Here is a 25,492-nt window from a genome sequence, read left to right on the forward strand (position 1 = left end):
AAACAGCCTTACAAACCGAGTGGCATCACCCCTTTCCAAGTGGGTCGAAAAAGCTGCCGTACGGGAAACGGCGGGACTATGAGGGACCGGTAAAATCAATATGCAAGTAAACGGGTAGGAAAACTTGTTTTTGTATCTGTAGTATAGAATGGGCTCACACTCTTGTCAAACATTTTTTATAAAATTTAACTAAAATTAGCAATTTTAAGCGATGGATTACCCTGTTTCAGCGACGAAATACCGTGAGAGGGGGGCAAAAGGAGGCAGTTGGAATTGACCGAAGGTTATTGACCACGGGTATAATATTGACAGTGCCGTTCACACATCTGTCACGCTTTACGCAATAAATATATTTTTTTATGATGAATCCGGAAAGACTTGCCCGGGGCGGCGCTTTATTGAGCCAGGCATCCGGCGGCTTTTGAAGGGGTGGAGTGTCCCGGTGCCGAATTATAGATTTGGAAACCGACTTTTATCAGCGAGGAGTGCAAGCGCATGCAAAAAACATGGTGGAAAGAAGCGGTTGTCTATCAAGTGTACTGGAGAAGTTTTTACGATACGGACGGAGACGGGTACGGGGATTTGGAAGGCGTTATCCGGAAACTGGATTATATAAAAGAGCTCGGTGCGGACGTAATCTGGCTCAATCCCATCTACGGATCGCCGGATGTCGATAACGGGTACGATATATCGGATTACCGGACCGTGATGGCCAAGGCCGGCACGATGGAGACGTTCGAAAGACTGCTCCGGGAAGTTCATGCCCGCGGCATGAAACTGATCATGGACCTGGTGGTCAACCACACGTCCGATCAGCACCCCTGGTTCACGGAAGCCCGCTCGTCGACAGATAACCCCAAAAGGGACTATTACATCTGGCGCCGGGAAGCGAACAACTGGAGATCCTATTTCACGCCTTCCGCTTGGGAGTACGACGAACGGACGGGCGAGTATTATTTTCACTCCTTCGCAACGGAGCAGCCTGATTTAAACTGGGAAAATCCTCGGGTGCGCGAGGAAATTTACGAGATGATGCGCTTCTGGCTCGATAAAGGCATCGACGGCTTCCGGATGGACGTCATCAATCTGCTCGCGAAGCAGGCGGGTTTTCCCGATGCGGAGCATCCGGACAATATTTCCTATCTGGGAAATAATCCGGGGATACACGAGTATTTGCAGGAAATGCACGAGCGGGTCCTGAAGCATTACGACGTTTTTACGGTCGGAGAAATCCCGTTTGTGACGCCGGAGGACGGCCTGCTTTATGTTGGCGAAGACCGCGGCGAGCTCAACACCCTGTTCCATTTCGAGGTTTGCGATTATATGGCTCACTGGGAGATGGACAAGTTCAAGGCGATCCAGAAAAGGTGGTATGACGGTATGTGGGGCCGGGGCTGGAACTCCCAGTTCCTGAACAACCATGACCATACCCGGCTTGTCACCCGGTTCGGCAACGACAAGGAGTACCGTGTACAATCGGCCAAATGCTTTGCCGTGCTGCTCCACACCCTTCCCGGAATGCCTTACGTCTACCAGGGGGAAGAGATCGGCATGACCGGAGTGCGGTTCGATTCGATCGAGGATTACAACGATATCGCGTTAAAGAACAAGTATAAGGAAGAAGTGGAAAAAGGCCGCGAGCCGCAGGAAGTTTTCCGGAGCCTGCTGCACCTGGCCAGAGACAATTCGAGAACTCCCGTGCAGTGGGACGGCTCGGCCAACGGCGGTTTTACGGAGGGCACCCCGTGGATCAAGGTGAACCCGAATTTCCGGGAAATCAATGTGGAACAGGCGCTCGCCGATCCGGATTCCGTTTTTTACACGTATCAGAAGCTGATCCGTCTCCGCAAGGAAAACCCGGTGATGATCTACGGAACTTACGAGCCTCTTCTGGAAGAGGATGACCGGATTTACGCTTTCCTGCGCGAGTTGGACGGTGAGAAATGGCTGGTCCTGCTGAATATTTCGGATCAGAGTACGGTTTGCACGCTGCCGGGGCCCATAGCTTCGGCGGAAAAAGAGCTGATTCTTGCGAATTACGAGGTGAGCGGTCCGGACTGTTCTTCTTGCGAAATGAAGCCGTACGAGGCCCGGGTTTACCGGATGAAGAATTAACGAGGGATTGATACGGCGAGGGCGGTCGCTCCGCTGATCGTTCGCTTCCTTAATGATTGATTATCTTAAACAGGTTTCGGCCTGTCACGAAAACGCTCCTTCCTTTGTCTAACAAGGGAAAAGAATCCCGCTTAGGGAACTCGTACAGGAGGGCTGGAGATGAACATTTTTGTGGCAGGCGCTACGGGGGTAATCGGACGCCCCTTGCTTCCGCTCTTGGTAAAGGAAGGGCATACCGTATACGCCATGATTCGCAGCGAGGCGGGGAAGGATGCTGTGCTGGCACAAGGGGCTGTCCCGGTGGAGGCGGATGCTTTCGACCGGGAAGGATTGATTGCGCAGCTTCGGAAGGTACAGCCCGAGGTCGTGATTCATCAGCTTACGGCGCTTAGCGGCTATAATCTGGAAGAGAACGCCCGGATCAGGAAGCAGGGCACGCGCAATCTGGTGGACGCCGCAAGAGAGGCGGGCGCCAGGAAAATGATTGCCCAGAGCATTTCGTGGATGTATGAGCCGGGGGAGGGGCCTGCCGGAGAAGATGTGCCTCTTGATCTGGAGGCGCCGGAGCCGAGGAAGACGACTGTGGACGGCGTAGTCGCCCTGGAGCGTGCGGCGGCGGAGATGCCGGAGTCCGTCATTCTGCGGTATGGGCTGCTGTACGGCCCCGGAACCTGGTATGCCCGGGACGGGGCTGTCGCCGGCAAGGTCCGCAGCGGCGAAGTGAAGGCGACCGAAGGCGTCAGCTCCTTGCTTCACGTGGAAGATGCGGCAAGAGCCGCATTGGCTGCGCTGGGGTGGCCCTCGGGGGCGGTCAACATCGTGGACGACGAGCCGGCCCCGGGCACGCTCTGGCTGCCCGCCTACGCTTCGGCGATCGGAGCCCCCGAGCCGGAGTTCCAGCCGGGCCAGGGCCGGGGCGAACGCGGAGCGTCCAATGCCAAGGCCCGGCGCGAATACGGCTGGGAGCCCGTGTACCCGAGCTGGCGCGAAGGGTTTAAAGCCAGTCTGGCGCAAGGGAATTAAGCGCGCCAGCTGATGGAAGGACCGGAGGAGTGTGTGCCTCCGGTCCTTTTGGTTTGCGCGGCGGTCGGGCCTGTTTCGTACCGCGTGCTGCTCCAGCGGCGCGCAGTGTGTGGCGCCGCGTTTCGGCGGTCCGGGCCGCAGGCCGCAGACCGCAGACCGCCAGGCCCGGCGTTGGCCCTGTCCGAAAGCTGTCAGGCCCGGCGTTGGTCCAGCCGAAAGTTGCCAGGCCTCGCTTTGCCAGGATTGAAAGCTGCCCGGACCGACCTGAGCCGCCTGGTCAAAGCCGCAGACACTGCCGGACGGCATGTGCGTGCAGGCATTTTTGAACGCAAGCTTGCGGCGCTCCGTGGACGCTCATTCTGAGGCGTACGGCCTACGGCCGCCCTGTCCGGGAACTGCCCCCGCATGGAGCCCGATCACACCCGCCGCCGAGTTCCTTACTGTCCCCACCTCAGGGACATCGTAAGGACGCAGCATGCCAGGTCTTGATCGCCTGGAGTTACGGTCATGACAAGTCCGCTTGGGGTGTAGCGGGCAGCCAGGACGGAGGAAATGGCGATGCTCTTCATAAGCCGGTCGACCTCCTGCTTGCGGCCGGCCTGCGCCGCTGTCATCAGCCGGCGGGCGAACGGCTCGTCGGACAGCCGGGCGAGGACCACATTGCCGTCGGCGAGCAGCTTGCGCAAAGAAGCGGCGGACGAGATCAGCTGCTTCGGTTCGACGGGCGGGTATCCGGAATTTTCCGGAAGCCGGGGAAACGGGCCCGGTCCGGCAGGCAAACCGTGAACGGCCGGCACGAACGCGTGGGGACAGTAGGGATAAGGGACGGGATAAGGGGGGCTGTACATGCTTACAGACTCCTTTTCGGTCGTTCTTTTGTTCAGTTTATGAAAAATCGGGGGGTTGGTGTCCGGCCGGTCCCCCTGGACCTCAGACGGGGAAGAATTACCTTCGCAAGTCCAATGCGGACAGTCAATATCTGGTGATATACTTGGAAAGCGAGGTAAGGCTCGGCTGGATTCAAGAACAATGTCGGTTGATTGGAGTGGAACGATTACATGAGAAGAAATATGGGTTTTCTGTTGATAGGCGCAGGGGTGCTGGCGCTGCTGTATTACTTTAATCCGGTGGGCGTGTTCTCCTGGAACGGACTTTCTTTCAAGACGCAGGACATACATCTGGAAAAAACGGCGGAAGCGGCTTCCCTACAAAATATTACCGTAGAGACAGGAAGCGCCGATACCAGAATCGTCAAAGGCGAAGGGGACCAAGTGAATGTACGCTTGGACGGCAGTGTCAGCAAAAAGCAGGCGGAGAAATTTCAGCTCAAAGTCGATGCCAAAGGCGACACGTTATCGGTCGGAATCGAGGAACCTAACGAAATCGGAGTAGGCGTGACGATTATCAATGTAGAGCTGGTTGTGGAATTGCCCGAGAAAAACTGGAAGTCCGTCCGGGTACAATCCGGAAGCGGCAATATCGACCTCGAATCTCTGAAAGGAGATTCCGTTGAAACCAAAGCGGGAAGCGGCGACACCTCTTTCCGTGAGATTAAATCCGCCAAGCTGGTTGCGAATGCGGGAAGCGGCAATATTTACGTGGCTGACGTTCAAGGAGACGCTATTACGCTAAAAGCGGACTCCGGTGATATCAGAGCCGAACAGTATGCGGCGAACGACCTGAAATTCGAAGGGCACAGCGGCAATGTCGAGCTGAAGCAGGGCAAGGCCTCTCTGCAAGGGGAGACGCATTCCGGCGACATCCGCGTGGAAGCGGGCGAGCTTCTGCGGGACGCGGATCTCAAATCCGGCAGCGGCAGCGTGAAGATAGAACTGACCGAGGAGCCCAAATCGCTCGCCGTCGACTTCGAGGGCGGCAGCGGCAACGGAAGCGTCGACTGGGAAGCCTTCTCTTATGAAGAGAAGAACGATAAGAAAGACCGGCTGAAAGGTAAATTCGGCAGCGGCGAAGTGAAGCTCAAAGTAAGAACCGGTTCCGGCGATTTTCAGCTGGCGAAATAATTTAGGGCATTAAACAATGCATGAAAAAAAGGCCTTGACCCGGAAATGGGTTAAGGCTTTTTTGCTAGCAGTCGAACTTTTTTATAAAATTCTTTTGGTCCTTTGTAAACGCATAGCCGCGGTTTTCATAGAATCTGTGAGCCGCTGTCCGGCTCGGATGGGATAATAATTTGATTCCGCAAAATCCGTTGGTCTTTCCCCAGGCTTCAAGACTCTCGATCAACATATGGCCTGCGCCCTGATTTCGGAACGTTTCTTTCACTACAAATCCCAAGACGTTGACTAATGAATCGGAAAAAAGCAGTTCATAGGGGCTTCCATGGATATATCCGATAACTTCCTCGTCTTGTTCACAAACAAAAATGATATCGTTTGTTTTTTTGGTGATGATTTCAATTTTTTCTTTTACTTTTTGTTCAGAAAATGAATGCAGCTTCGGGTTGAAGTCTTGGTTTAACAAATAAATAGCCGGATAATCGGATAATCGGATCTCCCTGACCTTTTTTTCTTTCATTTTTCCGCCGCCTCCCGTTCTCATTTGAGTTTGCCAAGATTATCGGAAAATAGAAAGGCTAAAAAATGGTTAATAATAAAAAGAACTGATTAGGAGGAGGCCAATACCATGAGAGAAACGATCAAACAAGGCAACGGCTACGCGGTGATGGAGAACGGGGAAGCGGTCGCTGAAATTACGTATCAGCCCCTGGGCGAAGAGTCGCTGGTGATCGATCATACTTTCGTATCCGAATCCCTGCGGGGCCAGAAAGTCGGCGAAGAGCTGGTCCGGGCTGTCGTCGATCAGGCGAGGGAAGAGAAGAAGACGGTCGTTCCGGCCTGTTCGTACGCGCACGCCCTTTTCAAGCGGCACAAGGAATATCACGATATTTGGCGGCGTGAAGAAGAATAGACTTTAGCGGCGAAAGCATGTGTGTCCGGCGGGTATTTTGCACCGGGGAACAGGATTTGGAACGGGGCCGTGGGAATGGTTCCCGGGCAATTTGACGTAAGCGTTCATTCCAGACGGAATGGCGCTTTTTTTGTGGGCCGATTCTTTAATCTTCTCCCTAAATTCAATAGATTTATCCCTACTTTTGGTTATCTGCCCGTGTTTAAATGGAAGTAGGAAAGGGCTTTCATTCCTTACGCCAACCGTTTTTTATATCCATGAGGAGGTGGGAAGACGATCAGCACTTCGGATGCAGCATGCATTCCATTCCGCGTTCCCAGGAACGCAGATCAACCAATTCAGGAGGGATCTCATTTATGAAAAAGATTTTAACCGGTCCAAAATCGATTGTGAAGAAAACCGCCGGTTTTCTGCTGACCGCGACTTTGTTCGCCTCTTTAATTCCCGCAATGGCTTCGGCGGCCGATCGTGGAGCTTGGGCGGCATCGACTTCCTACGCGGTGGGCGATACGGTCACATACAGCGGCAAAACTTATCAGGTTGTACAGCCGCATACGTCGTTAAACGGCTGGGAGCCGCCTAACGTTCCCGCCCTGTGGAAAGAAGTTCAAGGCGGAGGAACAGTCGACAACCAGGCTCCTACAGCGCCGACAGGCCTGAAGGTTTCCGGAACGACGACTTCCACCAGTATCACGCTGGTCTGGAATCCGTCCACCGATAATGTCGGTGTCGCGGGCTACGATATTTACAGAGACACGACGCTTGTTGGAAGCGTTTCCGGCAGTACGCTGACTTACACGAACACGGGATTGACCCCGAATACGGCATATTCGTACACAGTGAAAGCGAAAGACGCCGCAGGCAACGTGTCGGCGGCAAGCAGCGCGCTCAGCGTGACTACACTGCCTACGAGCGGAGGCTCTGATACACAGGCGCCGACAGCACCGGGCAATCTGGCTGCGACCGGCTCGACCACGTCCAGCGTCTCCTTGTCCTGGAGCGCTGCAACGGATAACGTCGGCGTCACCCAATACGAAGTGTACAATAACGGCGCCCTCGCGCAGACGGTAACGGGCTTGACCGCTACCGTAACGGGCTTGTCGGCCGACACTTCCTACACCTTCACGGTGAAGGCGAAAGATGCGGCAGGCAACGTATCTCCGGCCAGCGCGGCAGTTACGGCCAGAACCCAGCCGACCGGCGGAGGCGGAGGTCAACTGCCTAAGCACATCGTGACCGGCTACTGGCAGAACTTCGTTAACGGTGCGAAGAACCTCAAGCTGAGCGAAGTGCCGGCCGAGTACGACATCATTGCCGTATCGTTCGCGGAGATGGACCGCACCAAGCCGGGCGGCGTTACCTTCGGCATTGATCCCGATCTGTCCAAGGCTCTCGGCGGTTACAGCAATGCGGATCTGATTAACGATATCAAAGCGAAAAAGGCGCAGGGCAAGAAAGTCATCCTGTCCATCGGGGGCGAGAAAGGCAACATCGACCTCGGCAGCGCTTCGCCGAACGTGTCCAACTTTGTCAGCACCATGTCCGGCCTTATTACGGAATATGGATTTGACGGCCTCGACGTGGATCTGGAGCACGGCTTCAACGTTCCGAACCTGACCACGGCGGTCCGCCAGATTCAGGCGAAAGTCGGCTCCGGCTTCATCCTGACCATGGCTCCGCAAACGATCGACATGCAGAACAACCAAACGAGCTACATCCAGTTCTACAACAATGTGAAAGACATTACGACAGTGATCAACACCCAGTTCTACAATTCCGGCTGTATGCTCGGCCGTGACGGCAAGTGTTACTCGCAGGGAACCGTCGACTTCCTGACGGCTCTTACGGACCTCGCGATCCAGTGGGTACAGCCTAGCCAGCTCGGTATCGGCGTTCCGGCAACCTCTTCGGCTGCGGGCGGCGGTTATGTATCCGCATCGGTCGTGAACAACGCGCTGAACTGCCTGGCAACCGGCAACAGCTGCGGAACCTACAAGCCGGTAGCGAAATATCCGGACATTCGCGGTGCCATGACCTGGTCCATCAACTGGGACGGCATGAACAGCTACAACTTCGCGAAAACGGTCAAACCTTTCCTTAACCAGCTGCCTTAATGTCCGTCTTCAGGTAAGTGCGGATTTGCTCTAAAGACTTCTCGACGATCCACGTCGGGAAGTCTTTTATTTTTGTAAGAAAAGTTTAAGGAAAATTCAAACATTCTTTATAAAGAATACATTACTCGCTAATGAGAACTTGATACAATGAGGGAGTATCCATCATAATCTGCAAATACACATGGGATTATCGGGGTGGGGAATATTTCACCACATGTAAGGGGGAGAGCCGTGCAGCAACCGGCAAGATTTTTCAAGTACCTGAAACCTTCCACAGGGAAAGAGCGCAAACAGTCGACACGTCGTTGGAACATTTTCTATGTGGGAGTTACGTTGGCACTGGTGGGCATGGCGGTTCCGTTTCGTGCGGGGATGCCGCAGGCTCACATGGCCGATGCAGGAAGTCAGGCGCTTGGAAGCGGCACGACGATTGCAGGCGGAACCCCGGATCACCCGAACATCTTATCAGATAAAACGAAACAAACCGGAGCTGCGACAGAGGCAGTTTCCGCCGGAAGGGGCGGGACGCCTCCACCCGTCGGGGCAGGCGCGGGTGTCGCCGCACAGCCGGTGAAGCAGCCCCCGGAACCGGGAAGCAGGCTCGTGCAGGTCACGGAGCCGGAGACGGGCATCGCCATCGCGCCGACTATCGTGACGGAGCTGCGCAGCAAGGAACAGCTGGAGGAGCTGTCCGGTCCGGCGAAGCCTGCCACGGTCATTCTCCATGTGAGCAGCGGACTCCGCATTACGGACCCTTCCGGCAAAACGGAGCTGGGTACGCTCGAAGCCGTCCTGGACGGGCTGGGCCGCCGGATGATCCCGGCTTTCTACGTCCGGGACGGAGAGACGGCGGACCGCGTGGCCGGCCTGCTTAAGAAGAGCGGCATCGAGGACGCTTTCGTCGTGTCCGACCAAGGCGAGCTCGTCAAGCGGGCCAGAACGCTTTATCCGGCCGTGCGCGGCATCGTGGATTTCAGCTCGGCCGGGAATTTGTCGGCGGACGATCTGCTGAACATCCGCCGCAAAACGACGGCCAGTCTGGCCAAGATCGCCATTCTGCCCGGGGCCTCGGCCTCCCGTTCCTCCGTCGCGTACCTTCAGCAAAGGCTGATCGTCGTCTGGACGAAGGAGGCGGGGACGAAGGCCAGCCCGGAGCTGGGTCTGCACACGCTGATTACGGCGGGGGTTAACGGGATTGTGACCGATTCGCCCAAAGCGGCCTACAAAGCCCTGAAAGTGTATTCCCACGGGAATACGCTGATCCGCAAGCCGTACATTATCGGTCACCGGGGAATGCCGTCGAAGGCCCCCGAGAACACGATCGTTTCCAACCGTCTCGGCCTGGAGGCGGGAGCGGATTTTATCGAGAACGATATGTACCTGACAAAAGACGGTCGGCTCGTGATCATTCACGATCCTTTGCTCGAAAGCACGACCAACGGCAAAGGCAAGGTCGAGGACTTTACCCTGGCCCAGCTGAAAAAGCTGAACGCCAACAAACCGCATCCGGCCGGATTCCCGTACGTCCAGATACCGACGCTCGAAGAGCAGATCGATCTCGCCCGCAGCCAGGGCAAGATGATTATGGCCGAGATGAAATCGAAGAACCCGGCGGCGATGGATGCTTTTGTTAAGGTGGTTAAAGATAAAGGCGCCGAAGATCTGATCAACACGATGGCTTTCAATCCGGACCAGCTGCAACGTCTCTCCGAGTTGATGCCCGAAATGCCGATGGGGCTGCTGACCGGGGAAACCGCCAATGAGGCGAATATCGACGGATCGCTGACCAACACGCTGCGGCTGATGCAGCTGAGAAATACCACGTTCAATACCACTTACAAAGGGCTGGGGCCGAACTTTATGGAAGCCGCCAAGCACCGGGGAGTTCTGATCTCTCCTTGGACGTTTAACGACAAAAGCAATTTTGCGAAATTTTTCTGTTACGGCGCGTTCGGCATTACGACGGACTACGCGTTCTGGGCTTCGGATTGGGCGGCTTACGTTAAACCGGTACAGGACCATATCGTCATCGGCAACTACGAAAGCAAGGACCTGTCCGTGCTTGTGGAAACGTTCAAAGGCGAACGGCTGGAGAAGGCGGCCGATGTGATTCTGCTCGACGGCGAAAGCAGCGTGGAAGCTTACGGAAGCCGGATCACGGCGAAAAGACCGGGCAAAGCTCACGCTCTTCTGAGATATACGGCGGTCATCGACGGCGGCAGCAAGTACGATTTGTACACGCAGCCCATTACGCTGGAAGTTCGGGAAATTAAAGAACCGAGCTGACCGAAACATGTTCTTTCGAACCACGCGTTGGAAGCTTACGCTAGGGGGAAAAGCGCACGATCCTGCGGGATTTGTGCGCTTTTTTTCATGGAGAAGACGGAAGCGCGAAAAAAGCCCCGGTTTCCTCGGGAGGAAACGCGGGACTCGGGTCGTTCGGCCGTTACTTGTTTTTGACGAGATCGTTGGAGCTTATGCCGAGGAAATCGAAAGCTTCTTTAAGCATAGCCTGATCTTCTTTGTTCCAGAAGCTTTTTTGAATATCGGAAATGTTCGAGTTTCTGGAGATGCGGTCCATCTGCATCTTCATAATCGAACCGCTGCACAGCACGGCAATGTGGGAAACATGAGGGAATACGGTTCTTTGCGCTTCTTCCCAAATGCTGTTGACCTCCGGTGTGAACACGATCGGACGTCCGTCGCGCTCCATAAAACGGTTGTCGACGAGCAGCTTGACTTTGCCCGCTTTGGCGCTGTTTGCCACAGTTTCGGTAATGATGCGAGCCGCTTCCCGGGCTTCCTCGACCGTCAGGTTATCGACGACCTGCCAGGCAAAAACCAGGTTGGCTTTATCCATGTTGGAGCTGAATTTATCTTTCAGTAGAACGCTCATTTTGTTACCCCTTCGCTAATTATTTAAACCAAGATGCGAGCATGACGTCCAGCGTGTTGCAGGTATACTTAACGAGATGCTCGGCTTCCTGCAGCTGTTTTTCGGTCATGTTCTGGATGAGATGATACACTTGGCTGTGTTCCTCGTCCGCCTCGCAGTGAATCGCCCAGTATTCAAGATCCGTAAATCCGGTTTCCTGCAAAATTTTGTAGGCGTGAAGATAGACGGCGTGAGCGAAGCCTTCGCTCGTGCTGTTGATGATCAGCAGCGACATATTTTCATCCATGGCCGCAACGGCACGGTATTGGAGAGAGATGAAGTGTTCCGTCTCGTAATTGGCTGTATGGTTTTCCGGATCGTCCAAGCCGATGCCGATCATCCATTTGCGGAGCATCTCGGCATGGTCTTTCTCTTCGTCATAGTGAGTGGAGAAAACATCGTGGTCCACATCCGGGAACCGTTCCCATCTGAGCTTCAGCAGCTCGCCAAAATGTTTGGATAAATGATAGAGGTTGTTGCACCAGACAAAATACTGCGGATCTTTCTCCGCCGGGAAATTCAAAAAGAACGGATTTTCGGTTTTAACACGCGCAAGCTCCGATGAAATAATCCCGCTGATTCTTTCGATAACTTCTTCTTTGGTGGTTGTTACGTTTGTCATTCAGGAATTCTCCCCTTTCTACATGTATATCGGTAAAATAATGTAAATTTTTAAGACAAATAACGACAAATTTCTATTAAATTATGTTCACTTGAAAGTTCGGGTGAAGTTTGGGAAGATAGGACTGAAATCGTGGACGGGACAGGCAGGATATGCATGATAAAATTAGGAAGTGCGGCACTCGTTAACGATCAGGATGCTGTATGCCAAACGTTCTCCGGTTCAGCCGGAGGAAGCATCCAAGCTCAGGAGGTGCGGCGTCATGCGTGAATTTACGCTGGATTTTTCGGCCAGCAAAAAACCGATTTTTCACCAGTTATATACCTATTTCAAAAACGGGATCCGGGAAGGAAGGCTGCGCAGCGGAGACTATCTTCCTTCGCTCCGCAGCAGTGCCCGGTCTTTCGGCGTCAGTAAAAATAGCGTGGAAAACGCCTATCAGCTGCTGATATCGGAAGGGTATCTGCGGAATATCCCCAAAAAAGGCTACTGCGTGACGTACGAGCCGGATGCATCCTCTCGCGAGGTTATCCGGGCGGAAGCGGCAAATATCTCCGAACGGACAGTCGCGACGGATTTCCGCTACGGCAATATTGAGCTGGGGACGTTCCCCTTCCGGCATTGGAACAAGGTGCGGAATCTCCTGGTCGCGCAGTATCAGAGCCGTTATGCCGTCGAAGGAACGAATCAGGGGGAATATCCGCTCCGCAAGGAGCTTTCCAGGCTTTTGTATGAATCGAGGGGCGTTCTGTCTACCCCGAACCAGATCGTCGTGGGAGCGGCCCCCCAGCAGCTCGTGATGCTGTTAAGCCAGCTTCTCGACGTGAAGAAGCACAGGATCGGCGTCGAGAATCCCGGATACGACGGGGCCCGGAATACGTTTTTGAATCTGGGGTTTCGTGTCCATCCGATTCCACTGATCGGCAGCGGCGTCTCGCTTCGGGAGCTGACGGGTAGCGGCGCGAACGTGATGTATGTAAGCCCCTCCCAGCAGTTCAGGAACCGGATGACGATGCCTGCCGATAAAAGAACGGAGCTGGCGGATTGGGCCCGCTCCCGCGAATATCTCATCGAAGACGATTACGAATGGGAGTTCAAATACGAGGAAGGGATTCTTCCCGCGATTCAGAGCGTGGTTCCGGACAAGACGGTTTACATCGGCCGGATCTCCAAGGCGCTGCTGCCGGTGTTCAATCTCAGCTACATGGTGCTGCCCTCCGGACTTCTTTCCGAGTTTCACTCGAAAGTCCCGGAGTACGACCAGCCGGTTTCCAGACTGGACCAGCTCACCTTCGCGCGGTACTTGTCCGACGGCTACTGGTACAAGCATCTGCAGCAGATGCGGAGGCTTTACGAGGAGAAGCAGCGGTATTTTGCGGAGGCCCTTGAACGGTATATGCCGGGAAAAGCGCAGGCCGAGGGAAAAGATACGGGGCTTCACGCTTTTCTGACCGTACGGACGGACCGGTCGGAGGACGAGCTGATCGAAGCGGCCCTGGAAAAGGGCGTGCGGGTGTACGGCACCGCCCGGTACTGGCTGCGGCCCGGAGACGAGTATCCGACCGTGCTGCTCGGATACGGGGCGCTGGGCCGGGAGGAAATTTCCGCCGGCGTGAAGGCGCTGGCGGAAGCGTGGTTCTGAGCCGCCGGATTGTGACGGCGGCGGACGCTTGTTCCCGCTGCGCAGGCTGCTCTGAGCGGGAAGGCGGGGCTGCGCCACGCTCGGCTGTGCCCGCATAGCCGGCCTCGGACCGCATTATCGGAGGGCGCGGTTGTGCCCGCATGCCCGTTCTCGCGCCGCATTGCGGGAGGGCTCAGCTGTCCACGGTACGTCCGGCCTCGGACCACATTACTGGAAGGCTCAGCTGTGCCGTACTGCCCGAAGCCTGTAACGCCCCTTACGGCTCACAGGCCTGAGCGGTCATTACATGGCGGGCGTAACCTGCCGCTAGCTTGCCGGACGCCTGCCGGGTGTCCTGCTCACTTTGCGCGTTCTGTCCCTTTAACGGACGGACCGTACCCGTTACGATTAGGTACATCAACCGAGTAAGGTGGGCGTGAACATGAACTTTATTTTTGACCTGGATGGAACGATTTGCTTCAAAGGACAGCCGATTTCGAAGCGCATTCTGGATGTTTTGCTGGAGTTGGAAGATGCCGGGCACTTTGTGGGCTTCGCATCGGCGCGGCCCTGCCGGGATATGCTTCCCGTCCTGGACGAAAGATTCGGCGGACATCTGCTGATCGGGGCGAACGGCGCGATGACGTTTTACCGCAAGCAGCCGCTGGCGTACCAGCCGATTCCCGGGCCGTTAGCCGGGCAAATCGTTAACCTGCTGAATGATTATGAGGCCGAATATCTTATCGACGATACATGGAACTATGCTTACCGTCTGAGTCCCGGGCACCCGTTCCTGGCTAATGTGGACCCCCATGGGCTGGCGAGACGCGTGGAGCTGGACGACATTCAATCGTTTGTCAAAATCGTTGTGCTCTCCTGCAGCCGATTTGAGGAGTTGTCCGCGAAGCTGAGAGCCCTGGACGTTACGATCCATCATCACTCCTCGGAGGGCATTCTGGATGTGACCAGCCAAGGCGTCAATAAGATGGCGGCCTTGAGCGGCTGCGGGCTCCCGCTGGAGGAGTTCATTTGTTTCGGCAACGACAACAACGATCTGCCGCTTTTCCGGAAAGCGAAGCATTCGGTGCTGATCGGGGACCATGACGCGCTGGCTGAACTCGCCAAGGAGAAAATCGCCGTCGACGACCGGACAGAGGAGAATATCCTGCAAAAATTAAAGGAGCTCGGCACGGTACTCGTTTGAGTGCCGGGCAGGCTCCTTTTTTTTGCGGATGATTAGTCCACAGTCAGCAGCTGCTCGAAAAAGCCGCCGATCTCGCGCTCGCGGTCCACAAAATGGATCTCCAGGATCCAGTCGCGGGGCAGGCCGTTTTTATCGTTATCCCTCATCTTGATGTGATTGTCGGGATGGATATAATTCTCGACCTCTTCGCCTTGTACGATCTCGTGAGGGAATTCCCCGATAAGATGACCGGCGTGAGGGCCGCCATACTCCCAGCCGTAATCGCGGGCCAAAGCGGTCATAAAATCGTAAAGCTCGCTGCCCGTTATGTCCGGACGAGATTCGAAGAAGGCTTTGCCGTCATGCCAGGCGAGTTCGACGTCCCGCCGCAGTTTATTTTTAAGAGGATCGTCTCCAAACACGTACGTGCGCCCGAAATCGGCTTCCCAATCTTCGAAGATCGGGCCGAAGTCGATAAAGAGAATGTCTCCCGGCTCCACCATTCTGTCGGGCGGATTTTCCCGGTACGGATGAAGCGTATTGCTTCCCGCACGGACGATCCGCTTGTGCCAGTACTTTTTGATCCCGTAAAGCTCGAAGGCGAACTGATAAATTTCCCGGTTCAATTCTTTCTCCGTAACGCCGCTGCGCAGAATTCCTTTCGCTTCGGCCAATTCGAAAAGCGCAAGGGCTTTCTTTTCCGCCTCGCGTAAATTTGTATGACGCTCCTGTCGGGTTGCTGCCATTGTTGTATGTCTCCTCTCTCTCTAACAGGTATCCAATTATCTCCTTCTCTATTGTACGGGCCGAGGGACGAGTTGGAAAGTTACAGATTCGGCAAGAAAGTAAGGACAGATCGCCGGTATTTTTGCATAATCAAACAAAAAAATGCATAAAATAAGCGCCGGACTGTTTCGAAATCGCGCAAAATGTGTTATCATAGTTGTAACAGATTACAAAAGGGGGGAGACGATGAAGCAACGGAACGCGATCATTCGCTGGTGTCTGTTTCTTGCGCTGTCCTTCCTGCTGAGCTTCTCCGCGCCCGTGCCTCTGACTCAGGAGGCCGCGGCCAGCCAGTCATCCTCTACGTATGAGTCTGTCCCTCCGCTTAGCGAACACAAATCCAAGTATGTGATCCGCAAAGCCGTTACCCATCATTTTGCCAAAATGATGAAGGCGGCCAACACCCTCGTGGTTTTATTCGTGCTGTGCTTGTTTACCCTCTTTAAAGCTCCCATCCCGGGGCTCCGGTACAAACCCTTCTTCTGCCTGTTAAGGCGCAAACAACTTCTTCTACCCATCAAATTCACGTCGAATTACGTGGTTTAAGTTCTCAGCCGTTATCCGGCAAAACGTATAGTCCCATTCATCCGAATGTTAAACGAAAGCACCTGCTGTCAAATTTTTCGGCCGCTTGTTAAGGGTTTCTTTGAGTCTGTCTAAAACTACCTAAATGTATAAATAATGCATAAACATGTATAAAAATAACGTGGATGATATTGGAAACGATGATGAGCCTCGGCGAAAAAATAAGCCGGGCGGCAAGGCCCCCGTCTGCCCGAATTCCTGGACTCCTTACGGCCGGGAAGGGCGCGGGCGGTTTGAAGCAGGACCGAACGGTCCCTAATTACACTCATTTATAGGAGGCTATTCCGCTATGTACGTAAGAGAATCCGATTTGCCGGGGATAGGAAAGAAGTTTCTGATGAATACCCGCGGCGGAGATAAGATCGTCGTTATCCTTCATGACGACGGCAGACGTGAAATGTACCATTTTCACTATGACGATCCCGACGAGAGCTTGTCCATGGTCACCCTTGACGACGATGAAGCCCGTCAACTTGCCGCAATCGTAGGCGGATTGACGTATAAACCGAAGGCGCTGGAGTCGATCGAAGTGGCTCTGGACGATTTGATCATCGAATGGTACAAGATGGACCCGGAGTATGCGTGCATCGGCCAATCAATCGGCGAGCTGGACGTCCGGCAAAATTCGGGAGCGACCATCATTGCGGTGGTCGACAAAAATCACGGCAAGCAGATCAATCCGGGACCGGATTATGTCTTGTCCGCCGACTCGACTCTGATCGTGGTCGGGGAAAGACAGCAGCAAAAATTGTTCCGGCACATTTTAAAGAATGGAAGTGGTTGAATAGATGAATCACATGGTTTTTGAGGTAGGTCTGGCTATCGCGCTTATTGCGGCGGCCGGGTTGTTGTCGGCCAAACTCCGCTTTTCGGTCATTCCTTTCTATATTCTGATCGGGATGGCCGTAGGTCCGCACGCGCTGGAGTTCTGGCATTTTGATTTCCGGTTCATTGAAAGCGCGCCGCTGATCGAGTTTATGGGCCGGATCGGGGTCCTGTTCCTTCTGTTCTATCTGGGACTGGAGTTCTCGGTAGGCCGGCTTATCAAGTCGGGGCGTTCCATCGCCGTGGGCGGTACGATTTATATCCTCATTAATTTTACGCTGGGCGTCTTATTCGCTTGGGCGCTCGGTTTTCCTCTAGCCGAAATTCTGGTGATTGCCGGAATTACGACGATTTCCTCCAGTGCCATCGTGGCCAAAGTGCTGGTCGATCTGAAAAGAACGGCCAATCCCGAAACCGAAATGATCCTCGGTATTATCATGTTCGAAGATGTTTTCCTCGCCGTCTATATCTCTATCCTATCAGGACTCGTCCTAAGCGGTTCCACAACACTGGGAGGCGTGCTGCTCTCCGCGCTCATCGCGCTCGGATTTATGCTGGTGCTGCTCGTAGCGGGCAGAAAAGCCGTTCCACTCCTGAACCGGCTGCTGAACATCCGCTCCAACGAGCTGTTCGCGCTCGTGATTTTCGCGGCGCTGTTCCTCGTAGCGGGATTCTCCGAAACGATTCATGTCGCGGAAGCGATCGGAGCTCTGCTCGTCGGGCTTGTCCTGGCGGAGACGGAGCACGCCAAGCGGATCGAGCATCTGATCATGCCGTTCCGGGACTTCTTCGGCGCTATTTTCTTCTTCAGCTTCGGACTGACCATCGATCCCCTGGCGCTCGGCGGAGCCGTCTGGATGTCGCTGGGAGCCGTCGCGATTACCCTGATCGGCAACTTGGCCGCCGGGATGCTGGCGGGACGAAGCGCCGGTCTGCCTTCGAAGGCTTCGGCCAACATCGGCCTGACCATTGTATCGCGCGGCGAATTTTCCATTATTATGGCCAATCTCGGCAAAGCGGGCGGACTGCTGGCGGTTTTACAGCCCTTCGCGGCTCTGTACGTACTTATCATGGCGATTCTCGGGCCGCTGCTTACCAAGGAAAGCAAAACCATTTACAAGTGGATGAATAAAGTGATTCCTTTCAAAGACGCGTCCGGCAAAAAGGAGGGCAAAACCGTTCTGCAAAAGGAAGGAAGCGGGTAATGCCGCCGGATATTCGCACTCGGACGCTGGCTGATTGTACGGTCCTGTAAGGACGGAATCTAAGCGATGAGGAGGAATTCCGATGAAACTTTTGCAAAATGTCCGCATCGGTCCGGCCGGAGAAACAATGGGCGGCTGGTCCTTGGCACAGTGGTGTTTCAAGCTCTTGATGGTGATTTGCGGGAGCGTGCTGGCCGCAGTCGGGCTGGAGCTGTTCCTGATTCCGAACCGCATGCTGGTCGGGGGAATGACGGGCCTTTCCGCTTTGGCGGCCCATTTTACGGAGATGAAGCTCGGCCTGTTTCTGTTCGTGCTGAACCTGCCGCTTATTCTGCTTTCGTACCGGCAGGTCCGGCGAAATTTCGCGGTGCTCACGGTTCTCGGCTTGCTCGTATTTTCGCTCAGCGCCCTTATCTTGCATCCGGTACCGGCTCTGATCGAAAATCCGATGTCGGCGGCTTTTCTCGGAGGAGTATCTCTGGGGCTGGGAATCGGTCTGGTCATCCGCTACGGGGGTACCCTGGATACGCTGGAAACGCGGGACCACACTGAGAAACTGGTGAAATTCGGTTTCAAAGATCAAGATTTTATGCTGCTGAACTGCTTTATTTTGGCGGGAGCGGGCTTTATTTACGGCTGGGAGCAGGCGATGTACTCCATTCTCGCTTACCTGCTCGCATATGAAACGGTGCATTTCAGCCTGCGGGGGTTTTCCGTGCACCGCCGGATTACGATTGTAAGCGGGCACTGCGCCGAAATCGAGAAAGAGATGGAGGCCAGGCTTGGACGGAAGGCATTTGACTGCGAAGCTGAAGAGGCGGAAAAACGTGGGGCGGCTGCAAAAAGAGAGTTCCCGGAGGAGCGTCAAGCTTACGGGCTGGAGCGGGCCGCGGAACGTTTTTTCAGCAGGCGATCCAGGCGGGTCATGGCAAACTTCCGGCCTATCGAGCCTCGTGAGCCTACGGGGGGAGGGGCGAAAGGGAGCGGCCCGGGGCCGGACGAAGGAGCGCCGAATGAAGCGATGAGCGAAGGCTTCAGCCGCAGCAGAGGCCGCAGCCTTTCTTACACCATTCATTTTATGGAGGAAGCCCGCTTGAAAGCCATTGTGAAAGCGATCGACCCGGCCGCCGGTATCGTGACGGATTCGCGGGGGCGAAGAAGGGACGGAAGCTTGGCGGAATAGCGGATTGTATAAGCGGGAAAAGAGCAAGAGCAAGAGCAAGAACAAACCCTTTGCCGGGGAGGTTTACCCGCCGGAACAAGAAGGCACCGCAGCAAGTAACTGCGGTGCCTTCTTGTATTTTAACGCGAAGCAGACCCTAAACGGCACCTCACTCCTTCGGATAGGTGTTCAGCACCTGTTTGCGGTATTCGTCCGCCGTCAGGCCGGTAAACTTTTTAAACGTCTGACTGAAGTGCGACAAATGCTTGAAGCCGACCTCATAGGCGGTCTCGGTGATGCTTTTTTCGGGTTCCAGGGTGAAAAGAACTTTCGCCTGGTTGATACGGCGCCGGTACAAATAATGAAACAAGGTGATACCGGTCGTTTCCTTAAACATTTTGACGAGGTAGTGCTTGTTCAAGTGGACGGCGGCGGCGATGTCATCCAGGCACAAATCCTCGGTGTAATGCGCCTCCACAAAAGAAATGAGCTGCTGCACATGCTGCTGTCTGGGTCCGGCGGGCTCGTGGCTCCGGTTACGGGGTTTGTCGGCGATTTCATACACTTGAAGCAGGATCCGCATAAAAGAAGCGAGGAACCGGTCGCGACATAAAGAATCGCTTTCTCCGGACAGGGAGCACAATTCTTCCAGCATGGGTTCCAAAATCGCCCGTTCGCCAGGCTCCAGAGAAATCAGCCGGTTATCCGTTCTTTTATACGGGTTCAGCACCGGAGTGTGAAAGGGCGCGCGGAACAGCCCCTCGGCATAGGCCGGATCGAAGTGCACAATGGTGCGGCAGTACTCGAAAGCCGGATTGATTTTGGGATAATGCAAAGTCATACCGTTCATCAGAAGAAGATCGCCCGGGGAAAGGGTATAAATCCGGTCCCCGACCAGGTAGCTGCATTGCCCGCTGTGAAAATAATAAAGTTCATAATAAAGATGGGAATGGAAGCCGGCGGGAATGCGGGATGTGTTATACAGGGCTTCTATCGGCCTCGTAAAGGTTTCCATCAGGCTCATAAGGCTGTCCTCCGGGTTTGCGGGTATCTGTTCAGTCAGTTAATTAATCAACCTAATCTTATACACAGTTTAGCATGCCCTCTCCGACAATCACACCAATCAGATATAAATAAGTGAAGGTAGGTGCATAACGAGAAGAAAGCGCTCTACAGCAGCTCATGGTACGGTAGAAGTAGATCAATAAAGCGAATCCGTTTGTCTCACTAAAAGGCCCGGCTTATGCGTGGGAGAAGATAGTTAATGTCCTTATTATATGTAATCGGACAATCCGTCATAGCCGGAGCACCCCAAAGGAGTCACACTCATATGAACTTATTCGATTTAACGGGCAAAACGGCTGTCGTCATCGGCGGCAACAGCACGCTGGGCGGGGAGATGGCGGCCGGACTGGCGGGACACGGAGCGCAGGTGGCCGTTGTGGGCCGCAATCCGGATACCTCCGTTGCGGTCCGCGACCGCATAGAGCAAGGGGGCGACGAGGCCCGCTGCTTCCAGGCGGACGCAACGTCCTCGGCGGATTTGCGGCGTGTCCTGGATGAAGTGCTGGACTGGACGGGCAGAGTGGATATCCTGCTCAACTGTCCGGGCAAAAACAGCGCGACTCCTTTTTTCCAGATCACGGAAGAGGAGTGGGACAGCATCATGAACGTCAATCTGAAAAGCGTCATGCTGGCCTGCCAGGTCTTCGGCAAATATATGGTGGAAAGCGGTCACGGCGGCAGCATCATCAACATTTCGAGCGTATCGGCCGATCCGCCGTTGTCGAAGGTGTTCACCTATTCCGCCTCAAAGGCCGGTGTGAACAGCGTGACCCAATATTTGGCAAGGGAGTTCGCTCCGGCCGGAGTGCGCGTGAATGCGATCGTACCGGGATTTTTCCCGGCGGAACAGAACCGCAAAATTCTTTCGGAGGAGCGGATTTCCTCCATTATGAGCCATACGCCGATGAACCGGTTCGGTGAAGCGCGCGAGCTTCAAGGCGCCGCCGTGTACTTGGCCTCATCCGCGGCCTCAGGTTTCGTAACCGGCTCTATCCTGCGGGTCGACGGGGGATTCGGGGCAATGACGATTTAGAACATAGCACTTCTTGTCGGGACTTTTTTTGCATCTACCCCTATCAAAAGGATGTGGAACCATGAAGGCACAAACGATCCAAAACGCGGCGGAACTGAGGAAAATCGTCGGGAGGCTGGCCGCCTCCACCCCGGTCACCGATATGCATACCCATCTGTATTCCGCTGATTTTGAAGACTCTCTGCTCTGGGGAATCGATGAATTGCTGACTTATCACTATCTGATCTCGGAATCTTTCCGTTGGTCGGAGGACTCTTATGAGGCTTTCTGGGAGATGCCGAAAAGGGAGCAGGCGGATACCATCTGGAAAAAGCTGTTCGTCGATCATTCCCCGGTGAGCGAGGCCGCAAGCGGACTGATCACGATTTTGAACCGGCTCGGACTGGATGTTTCCAGCCGTAACCTGGAAGAGTACCGCCGCAACCTGGCAGGTCGGGATTTGCGCGGACAGCTCGACACGGTCATGAAGCTCGCCAAGGTGGAGCGCATTGTCATGACGAACGACCCGTTCGATGCGGCCGAGCGAACGGTGTGGCTGGACCGCGGAGGCAATACGGATCCGCGTTTCTCCGCGGCTCTGCGTGTAGATGCGCTGCTGAACAACTGGCCGCAGGCAGCGGGCGAGTTGAAGCAGCTCGGATACCGCGTGGAGGAGGCATGGACGGAGGAGACGCGCGGGGAAGTCCGCCGCTTCCTGTCGGAATGGACCCGGCGGATGGATGCGCTCTATCTGGCGGTCTCCATGCCGGGGGATTTCGTGTATCCGTCGGACGATCACCGCAGCCGGATGATCGACGAAGCGATGATCCCGGTGTGCCGCGAGCACGGCATTCCTTTTGCTCTCATGATCGGAGTGCGGCGCTCGGTCAATCCGGGCCTCCGTCTGGCGGGCGACATGAGCATGTACTCGGACGTGACCGCGGTGGAAGCCCTCTGCCGGCGCTATCCGGACCAGAAATTCCTGGTCACGATGCTGGCCCGCGAAAATCAGCATGAGCTTGCGGTGCTTGCGCGCAAATTCCGCAACCTGATGATTTTCGGCTGCTGGTGGTTCCTTCACGTGGAATCCATCGTGGAGGAGATGACCCGCTTCCGGGTGGAGCTTCTCGGAACCTCCGTCATTCCGCAGCACTCGGACTGCCGCGTTCTAGAGCAGCTAATTTACAAGTGGGAGCATTCCCGCTCCATCATCGGCCGGGTGCTTGCGGACAAGTACGAAAAGCTGCACGGCAGCGGCTGGTACGTGACGGAGGAAGAGATCCAGCGTGATTTCGATGACCTGTATCATCGCAATTTCTGGCGGTTTTTGGGCAGAGAGGCGAGGTAGGCGCTGAGAGGTGGCGCGCGGATTTGGCGCTGAAAAATGAAGAAAAGGCGGTCTTCCTTGTTAGCTCAGATAACAAAGGGGACGCCTTTTTTTAAAATTTTAGGATTCGAACAAACTCTTAAGCAGATGATAAAGCTGTTCTGAAGGAAGTATATATGCGTTCCCGATGTGGCTATCCGTAAAGCCGAACTTTAGCTGATCGCCTTCATATAAGTTTGCTGAATATCTAAAACCTGTTCTCGCTTCCTGATTTGGATCGGGGGTTATCTCTATAATGCGGGCTTCATTGATCCATTTTCGGAGAATATCGTTCTCCTTGAATGTTTTTAGTTCGCCGGTGGCGCCGTTGCGGATATCGATCCGATCGATTTTGCCCCAATCGGTTTGGTAAAAATCTGCTAATGGTTTTGGAGCCGGTTCGGCTTCCGGTCGGCTTTCGCATCCTGCCGCGGATAAAATCAGCACGATTAATATAAAAATTTTCTTCACGGACGTCCTCCCTAGTAAAATTTTGAATGGCACTGAATTGTACGGGGATGACATCAAAAGAGGAACCGATGTATCTCTATTGTACATGGATAATAATGGAATTTAAATAGCGTGGATAAATAGAGGGAGGCGGTCTGCAAGAAAAAGAGTCGCATGTTTTCCCGCTCCCCCCGAAACAGCAAAACCAGCCGGAAAACCCGGCTGGTTTTTTTTATCGCTCGAACGGTTCCTCTACGCCTCGGAAGGCTGCATCAGCCCGTTCATAAAAGCGCTGAACTTCTTCAGCATCTCCGGGCCCGGCAGCTCGCCGCTGAAATCTTCGACGCCCAGCCAGCCCGTATAGCCGACCGCCCGGAGATCCGCGACGACCTGCCGCCAGTCGGCCATTCCCCGGTTCATGGGGCGGGCGGCGGAAACCCAGCGGGTCATGCCGTTCTCATCGGCACCCGGCGCCCAGCCCCCGTTCTTGACGTGCACGTGGGCGAGATAAGGGCCGAGAATTTCCATCCCCATCCGGTAATTCTCGAAGCCTTCGTAGACCATGTTGCCGGGGTCGTACAGCACGCCGATATGCTCGGACTGCAGCCCCTCCACGAGGCGATAGGCGGCGGAGGCGCTCGGCGCAATCGTGACGTGGTGCGTCTCGACGAGCCCCTTCACGCCGTACTGCCGGCACAAGGCTTCCGCCTCGCGCAGATAGGCTCGCTGCAGCCCGAACAGCTCGCGGAAGTTCCGCGTCCGGTCATAGCGGTGCACGCCGAGCCGGATGAAGGAAGCGCCGAGCCGGCGGGCGGCGCCCAGCACGCGCTCCGTGCCTTCCAGATCGCCGGCGTCGAGGTAAGGCGTCACGCTGAGGGAACGCAGCCCGTGACGCGCGGCGGCGTCTCGAAAGCGGCTCAGCTCGGCATCGTCCCACTCCGGCGAGATGGAGCAGAGATTGTTGCGCCAGAAGGACGGCGCTTCACCGGCCATCTCGGGCGGAATCTCTTTGTATCGCCATTCGATGCCGGAGATTCCGGCTTCTTTGGCAGCGGCGGCAAGCTGCTCCGGGGACAGCTCGGGTGTAGCGACGGTAAACACGGACAGTTTCATTCGGTAGGACACCTCCGGTCGGATAGGTTGGTTATGTGTAAATCGCTATACTGCGTGCCGTTCACAGCGCTCGACGAGGTATCTCGACTGTGATCGGTAGTTTAGGGCTGAGGATTACCTAGTCCAGTCAATCTTTGAATGCCCAAGACACTAACCGGGGAATCAGACAGCGAGTGCTAAATCCATTGTCATGCAGCCCAGATCATCAGTTAAGGTCCCCAAGTGTTTGAAGTGGGAAACTCGGCCCTGACCGCGTCCCGCTGGGCAAACAGGCAGAGCTCGGCCGCTTTGAAAATATGCTCCTGGGTCATCGCATGCTCCGTGCGGTTCAGGCAGTCAAGAATCAGCTCCCCGAAGAACGGATAGCCGACTTTCCCGCTCAGCTCAAGCCGGCGCTCGCCCTCGCCGTTCACGAGGTACAGGTTATCGCCCTGCGCGCTGCGGGCGATATCGACGTATTTCCTCAGCTCGATGTAGCCGTCCGTGCCGAGGAGAACGGTGCGGCCGTCACCCCATGTGGACAGGCCGTCCGGCGTCAGCCAATCGACGCGGAAATACTGGGTCGCCCCGTTGTCTCCGAGCAGGGTCGCGTCGCCGAAATCCTCCAGCTCCGGATACTGCCGGTTGTTGTAGTTGGCGACCTTGCTGTGCAGTACCTGTGCATCCCGGCAGCCGGCAAAGAACAGAAACTGTTCGATCTGGTGGCTGCCGATATCGCACAGGATGCCGCCGTACTTGGCCCGCTCGAAGAACCAGCCGGGCCGCGAAGCGGCGTTAAGCCGGTGCGGGCCGAGGCCGAGCACCTGCACGACACGCCCGATCGCTCCGTCGCGAATGAGCTGTCCCGCGAAGACGGCGCTCTCGACATGCAGCCGCTCGCTGAAATAGACCGCGTATTTGCGGCCGGTCTCGGCTTCCGTTCTTTTGGCCGATTGAAGCTGGTCCAGCGCGGTAAACGGCGTTTTGTCGGTGAAGTAGTCTTTACCGCTGCGCATGACTTTCTCGCCGAGGGGCCCGCGGTCGCACGGAATGGCGGCGGCAGCTACGAGCTTTACTTCTTCATCCTGCAAAATCTCTTCCAGCGACGTGGCGGGGCGTACGCCGGGATAGGCCGCGAGGAAAGCTTTTACTTTTACCGGGTCGGGGTCGTAGACCCATTTCAGCTCGCCCCCGGCTTCGCGCAGTCCGTTGCACATGCCGTAAATATGGCCGTGCTCCAATCCCGCAGCGGCGAAAATAAAGTCGCCCCGCGCGACGACCGGCGCCGGTTTTCCTTCGGGAGCGTAGTTCATGCCGTCTTTTTTGTGCAAAAGAAACCCTTCCTTTCATGGCTATGGCCTATGCTGGCGCAGACCAAGTCCGGTTCCCGGTTTATTTGCGGA

At 55.3% G+C, this 25,492-nt stretch carries 23 protein-coding genes; 14 read left to right on the forward strand and 9 right to left on the reverse strand.

All coding sequences use genetic code 11. The annotated features are described in order from the left end of the window. Positions 1–495: 495 nt before the first annotated feature. Positions 496–2,115, forward strand: coding sequence for a glycoside hydrolase family 13 protein (locus ABH899_RS18750; RefSeq protein ID WP_369999274.1), 1,620 nt, complete (start codon positions 496–498; stop codon positions 2,113–2,115). A gap of 159 nt (positions 2,116–2,274) precedes the next feature. Further along, on the forward strand, positions 2,275–3,138 hold the full coding sequence (locus ABH899_RS18755; RefSeq protein ID WP_369999277.1) for an NAD-dependent epimerase/dehydratase family protein: 864 nt from the start codon (positions 2,275–2,277) through the stop codon (positions 3,136–3,138). Between the two features lie 437 nt (positions 3,139–3,575). Here ABH899_RS18755 and ABH899_RS18760 read toward each other — a convergent pair whose 3' ends face one another. Beyond that, positions 3,576–3,986, reverse strand: a complete 411-nt coding sequence (locus tag ABH899_RS18760) for a YuzC family spore coat inner layer protein (protein WP_369999280.1) — start codon at positions 3,984–3,986, stop codon at positions 3,576–3,578. A 210-nt stretch (positions 3,987–4,196) separates the two neighbouring features. On the opposite strand from ABH899_RS18760, the gene ABH899_RS18765 reads away from it, so the two are divergent. Next, complete coding sequence (locus ABH899_RS18765; protein WP_369999283.1) at positions 4,197–5,159, forward strand: DUF4097 family beta strand repeat-containing protein; 963 nt, start codon at positions 4,197–4,199, stop codon at positions 5,157–5,159. Positions 5,160–5,223: 64 nt separating this feature from the next. On the opposite strand, the gene ABH899_RS18770 is transcribed toward ABH899_RS18765, so the two are convergent. Beyond that, on the reverse strand, positions 5,224–5,673 hold the full coding sequence (locus ABH899_RS18770) for a GNAT family N-acetyltransferase (RefSeq protein WP_369999286.1): 450 nt from the start codon (positions 5,671–5,673) through the stop codon (positions 5,224–5,226). Between the two features lie 108 nt (positions 5,674–5,781). On the opposite strand from ABH899_RS18770, the gene ABH899_RS18775 reads away from it, so the two are divergent. The 3 genes from ABH899_RS18775 to ABH899_RS18785 all read left to right on the forward strand — a co-directional run bounded on the left by ABH899_RS18775 (position 5,782) and on the right by ABH899_RS18785 (position 10,466). Continuing rightward, positions 5,782–6,066, forward strand: coding sequence for a GNAT family N-acetyltransferase (locus ABH899_RS18775; protein ID WP_369999289.1), 285 nt, complete (start codon positions 5,782–5,784; stop codon positions 6,064–6,066). Between the two features lie 356 nt (positions 6,067–6,422). Continuing rightward, on the forward strand, positions 6,423–8,180 hold the full coding sequence (locus tag ABH899_RS18780) for a fibronectin type III domain-containing protein (RefSeq protein ID WP_369999292.1): 1,758 nt from the start codon (positions 6,423–6,425) through the stop codon (positions 8,178–8,180). Between the two features lie 231 nt (positions 8,181–8,411). Continuing rightward, entirely contained in the window at positions 8,412–10,466 is a 2,055-nt protein-coding gene (locus tag ABH899_RS18785; protein ID WP_369999295.1) for a glycerophosphodiester phosphodiesterase family protein, read from the forward strand. Between the two features lie 160 nt (positions 10,467–10,626). Here the strand turns inward: ABH899_RS18785 and ABH899_RS18790 are convergent, their stop codons facing one another. Further along, positions 10,627–11,076, reverse strand: a complete 450-nt coding sequence (locus tag ABH899_RS18790; RefSeq protein ID WP_009675647.1) for a hypothetical protein — start codon at positions 11,074–11,076, stop codon at positions 10,627–10,629. A 19-nt stretch (positions 11,077–11,095) separates the two neighbouring features. Further along, positions 11,096–11,737 (reverse strand): iron-containing redox enzyme family protein, encoded by a 642-nt coding sequence (locus tag ABH899_RS18795; protein ID WP_218230892.1) that lies wholly within the window; start codon positions 11,735–11,737, stop codon positions 11,096–11,098. A 262-nt stretch (positions 11,738–11,999) separates the two neighbouring features. Here ABH899_RS18795 and pdxR point away from each other — a divergent pair, with 262 nt between their 5' ends. Both pdxR and ABH899_RS18805 read left to right on the forward strand, forming a co-directional pair. Next, on the forward strand, positions 12,000–13,379 hold the full coding sequence (pdxR, locus tag ABH899_RS18800; RefSeq protein WP_369999299.1) for a MocR-like pyridoxine biosynthesis transcription factor PdxR: 1,380 nt from the start codon (positions 12,000–12,002) through the stop codon (positions 13,377–13,379). Between the two features lie 421 nt (positions 13,380–13,800). Next, positions 13,801–14,562, forward strand: coding sequence for an HAD-IIB family hydrolase (locus tag ABH899_RS18805; protein ID WP_369999302.1), 762 nt, complete (start codon positions 13,801–13,803; stop codon positions 14,560–14,562). Between the two features lie 32 nt (positions 14,563–14,594). Here the strand turns inward: ABH899_RS18805 and ABH899_RS18810 are convergent, their stop codons facing one another. Further along, positions 14,595–15,287 (reverse strand): M24 family metallopeptidase, encoded by a 693-nt coding sequence (locus ABH899_RS18810; RefSeq protein WP_369999305.1) that lies wholly within the window; start codon positions 15,285–15,287, stop codon positions 14,595–14,597. A gap of 226 nt (positions 15,288–15,513) precedes the next feature. Here ABH899_RS18810 and ABH899_RS18815 point away from each other — a divergent pair, with 226 nt between their 5' ends. The 4 genes from ABH899_RS18815 (at position 15,514) to ABH899_RS18830 (ending at position 19,125) form a co-directional block, all read left to right on the forward strand. Further along, positions 15,514–15,873 carry a hypothetical protein gene (locus tag ABH899_RS18815; RefSeq protein WP_369999308.1) on the forward strand — a complete coding sequence of 120 codons (360 nt, stop codon included), beginning with the start codon at positions 15,514–15,516 and terminating at the stop codon, positions 15,871–15,873. Positions 15,874–16,201: 328 nt separating this feature from the next. Further along, positions 16,202–16,696: a cation:proton antiporter regulatory subunit gene (locus ABH899_RS18820; protein WP_009675736.1), complete on the forward strand. Its 495-nt coding sequence runs from the start codon at positions 16,202–16,204 to the stop codon at positions 16,694–16,696. Positions 16,697–16,700: 4 nt separating this feature from the next. Then, positions 16,701–17,942 (forward strand): cation:proton antiporter, encoded by a 1,242-nt coding sequence (locus tag ABH899_RS18825; RefSeq protein ID WP_369999311.1) that lies wholly within the window; start codon positions 16,701–16,703, stop codon positions 17,940–17,942. An 82-nt stretch (positions 17,943–18,024) separates the two neighbouring features. Further along, positions 18,025–19,125 carry a YitT family protein gene (locus tag ABH899_RS18830; RefSeq protein WP_369999314.1) on the forward strand — a complete coding sequence of 367 codons (1,101 nt, stop codon included), beginning with the start codon at positions 18,025–18,027 and terminating at the stop codon, positions 19,123–19,125. A gap of 148 nt (positions 19,126–19,273) precedes the next feature. Here ABH899_RS18830 and ABH899_RS18835 read toward each other — a convergent pair whose 3' ends face one another. Next, positions 19,274–20,128 (reverse strand): AraC family transcriptional regulator, encoded by an 855-nt coding sequence (locus ABH899_RS18835; RefSeq protein ID WP_369999317.1) that lies wholly within the window; start codon positions 20,126–20,128, stop codon positions 19,274–19,276. A gap of 306 nt (positions 20,129–20,434) precedes the next feature. Between ABH899_RS18835 and ABH899_RS18840 the strand changes: the two genes are divergently transcribed. After that, positions 20,435–21,202 carry an SDR family oxidoreductase gene (locus ABH899_RS18840; protein ID WP_369999320.1) on the forward strand — a complete coding sequence of 256 codons (768 nt, stop codon included), beginning with the start codon at positions 20,435–20,437 and terminating at the stop codon, positions 21,200–21,202. 61 nt (positions 21,203–21,263) lie between these two features. Next, positions 21,264–22,529, forward strand: a complete 1,266-nt coding sequence (locus ABH899_RS18845; RefSeq protein ID WP_369999323.1) for a glucuronate isomerase — start codon at positions 21,264–21,266, stop codon at positions 22,527–22,529. 99 nt (positions 22,530–22,628) lie between these two features. On the opposite strand, the gene ABH899_RS18850 is transcribed toward ABH899_RS18845, so the two are convergent. From ABH899_RS18850 to ABH899_RS18860, 3 genes are all read right to left on the reverse strand, one after another. Next, the gene (locus ABH899_RS18850) at positions 22,629–23,018 is read right to left on the reverse strand and encodes a hypothetical protein (RefSeq protein ID WP_369999326.1); all 390 of its coding nucleotides are present in this window, start codon (positions 23,016–23,018) and stop codon (positions 22,629–22,631) included. 231 nt (positions 23,019–23,249) lie between these two features. Continuing rightward, positions 23,250–24,110 carry a sugar phosphate isomerase/epimerase family protein gene (locus tag ABH899_RS18855; protein WP_369999750.1) on the reverse strand — a complete coding sequence of 287 codons (861 nt, stop codon included), beginning with the start codon at positions 24,108–24,110 and terminating at the stop codon, positions 23,250–23,252. A gap of 209 nt (positions 24,111–24,319) precedes the next feature. Continuing rightward, the gene (locus ABH899_RS18860) at positions 24,320–25,420 is read right to left on the reverse strand and encodes a Gfo/Idh/MocA family protein (RefSeq protein ID WP_369999328.1); all 1,101 of its coding nucleotides are present in this window, start codon (positions 25,418–25,420) and stop codon (positions 24,320–24,322) included. Between the last annotated feature and the right edge of the window lie 72 nt (positions 25,421–25,492).

Origin of the sequence: Paenibacillus sp. RC84 (assembly GCF_041260495.1) — a bacterium.
Classification (GTDB): Bacteria; Bacillota; Bacilli; order Paenibacillales; family NBRC-103111; genus Paenibacillus_F.

Bases quoted from the DNA above. Each gene is read 5' to 3' on its own strand.
- ABH899_RS18750 (WP_369999274.1), top strand. From the start codon at position 496: ATGCAAAAAACATGGTGGAAAGAAGCGGTTGTCTATCAAGTGTACTGG.
- ABH899_RS18755 (WP_369999277.1), top strand. From the start codon at position 2,275: ATGAACATTTTTGTGGCAGGCGCTACGGGGGTAATCGGACGCCCCTTG.
- ABH899_RS18760 (WP_369999280.1), bottom strand. From the start codon at position 3,986: ATGTACAGCCCCCCTTATCCCGTCCCTTATCCCTACTGTCCCCACGCG.
- ABH899_RS18765 (WP_369999283.1), top strand. From the start codon at position 4,197: ATGAGAAGAAATATGGGTTTTCTGTTGATAGGCGCAGGGGTGCTGGCG.
- ABH899_RS18770 (WP_369999286.1), bottom strand. From the start codon at position 5,673: ATGAAAGAAAAAAAGGTCAGGGAGATCCGATTATCCGATTATCCGGCT.
- ABH899_RS18775 (WP_369999289.1), top strand. From the start codon at position 5,782: ATGAGAGAAACGATCAAACAAGGCAACGGCTACGCGGTGATGGAGAAC.
- ABH899_RS18780 (WP_369999292.1), top strand. From the start codon at position 6,423: ATGAAAAAGATTTTAACCGGTCCAAAATCGATTGTGAAGAAAACCGCC.
- ABH899_RS18790 (WP_009675647.1), bottom strand. From the start codon at position 11,076: ATGAGCGTTCTACTGAAAGATAAATTCAGCTCCAACATGGATAAAGCC.
- ABH899_RS18795 (WP_218230892.1), bottom strand. From the start codon at position 11,737: ATGACAAACGTAACAACCACCAAAGAAGAAGTTATCGAAAGAATCAGC.
- pdxR (WP_369999299.1), top strand. From the start codon at position 12,000: ATGCGTGAATTTACGCTGGATTTTTCGGCCAGCAAAAAACCGATTTTT.
- ABH899_RS18805 (WP_369999302.1), top strand. From the start codon at position 13,801: ATGAACTTTATTTTTGACCTGGATGGAACGATTTGCTTCAAAGGACAG.
- ABH899_RS18810 (WP_369999305.1), bottom strand. From the start codon at position 15,287: ATGGCAGCAACCCGACAGGAGCGTCATACAAATTTACGCGAGGCGGAA.
- ABH899_RS18815 (WP_369999308.1), top strand. From the start codon at position 15,514: ATGAAGCAACGGAACGCGATCATTCGCTGGTGTCTGTTTCTTGCGCTG.
- ABH899_RS18820 (WP_009675736.1), top strand. From the start codon at position 16,202: ATGTACGTAAGAGAATCCGATTTGCCGGGGATAGGAAAGAAGTTTCTG.
- ABH899_RS18825 (WP_369999311.1), top strand. From the start codon at position 16,701: ATGAATCACATGGTTTTTGAGGTAGGTCTGGCTATCGCGCTTATTGCG.
- ABH899_RS18830 (WP_369999314.1), top strand. From the start codon at position 18,025: ATGAAACTTTTGCAAAATGTCCGCATCGGTCCGGCCGGAGAAACAATG.
- ABH899_RS18835 (WP_369999317.1), bottom strand. From the start codon at position 20,128: ATGAGCCTGATGGAAACCTTTACGAGGCCGATAGAAGCCCTGTATAAC.
- ABH899_RS18840 (WP_369999320.1), top strand. From the start codon at position 20,435: ATGAACTTATTCGATTTAACGGGCAAAACGGCTGTCGTCATCGGCGGC.
- ABH899_RS18845 (WP_369999323.1), top strand. From the start codon at position 21,264: ATGAAGGCACAAACGATCCAAAACGCGGCGGAACTGAGGAAAATCGTC.
- ABH899_RS18855 (WP_369999750.1), bottom strand. From the start codon at position 24,110: ATGAAACTGTCCGTGTTTACCGTCGCTACACCCGAGCTGTCCCCGGAG.